Here is a 1312-nt window from a genome sequence, read left to right on the forward strand (position 1 = left end):
CTCATGAAAATCACGATGATCGGCACGGGTTATGTGGGCCTTGTGTCGGGAGCCTGTTTTGCGGATTTCGGGCATGATGTTGTGTGCGTCGACAAGGATGCGGGCAAGATCGCGGCGATCGAATCCGGTCGGATGCCGATTTTCGAGCCGGGCCTCGACCAGCTGGTGGGCAGCAATGCGGCGGCGGGCCGCCTGACCTTCACCACCGATCTGGCGGCGGGGGTCAAGGGCGCGGACGCGATCTTCATCGCGGTCGGCACGCCGTCGCGCCGGGGCGACGGCCATGCGGACCTCAGCTATGTCTATGCTGCGGCGCGGGAGATCGTGGAAGCGCTCGATGGCCCGGCGGTGATCGTCACCAAGTCGACCGTGCCCGTGGGCACCGGCGACGAGGTCGAGCGGATCGCGCGCGACCTGCGCCCCGACCTCGACATCCAGTGCGTCTCCAACCCCGAATTCCTGCGCGAAGGCGCCGCCATCGGCGACTTCAAGCGCCCCGACCGCGTCGTCGTGGGCACCACCGGTTCCGAACGCGCGATCGCGGTGATGAGCCAGGTCTACCGGCCGCTCAACCTCAACCAGGCGCCGCTCATGTTCACCGGCCGTCGCACCGCCGAACTGATCAAATATGCCGCCAACGCCTTCCTGGCGACCAAGATCACCTTCATCAACGAGATGGCCGACCTGTGCGAGGCGGTCGGCGCCGAGGTGCAGGACGTGTCGCGCGGCATCGGCCTGGACAACCGCATCGGCTCCAAATTCCTGCACGCAGGGCCAGGCTATGGCGGCTCCTGCTTCCCCAAGGACACGCTGGCCCTGGTCAAGACCGGCCAGGATCATGACGCCCCCAGCCGCATCGTCGAGACCGTCGTCCAGGTCAACGACCTGCGCAAGAGGGCCATGGGCCGCAAGATCGTCAAGGCCCTGGGCGGCGACGCGCGCGGCAAGACGGTCGCGCTGCTCGGCCTCACCTTCAAGCCCAACACCGACGACATGCGCGACGCCCCCAGCATCGCCATCGTCCAGGCCCTGGAAGACGCCGGCGCAAAGGTCGTCGCCTATGACCCCGAAGGCATGGACGTCGCCGCCCCGATGATGCCCGGCGTCACCATGGTCAAGGACGCCTATGAGGCCGCCCAGGGCGCCGACGCCCTCGTCCTCGTCACCGAATGGGACATCTTCCGCGCCCTCGACCTCAAACGCCTCGCCGGTTCGATGAACCAGCCCGTCCTCGTCGACCTGCGCAACATATACCCCCTCGCCGAAGCCGCAAACGCCGGCTTCCAACTCTCCCGCGTCGGTGGCGCGGGCA

General features: G+C 67.4%; 1 protein-coding gene. It reads left to right on the forward strand.

The features are described 5' to 3' along the window. Positions 1-3 precede the first annotated feature (3 nt). The coding region (locus AC58EF_RS28465; protein WP_497279718.1) for a UDP-glucose dehydrogenase family protein at positions 4-1312 on the forward strand (1309 nt) is incomplete at its 3' end.

Source organism: Sphingobium sp. WR1, from assembly GCF_059693745.1.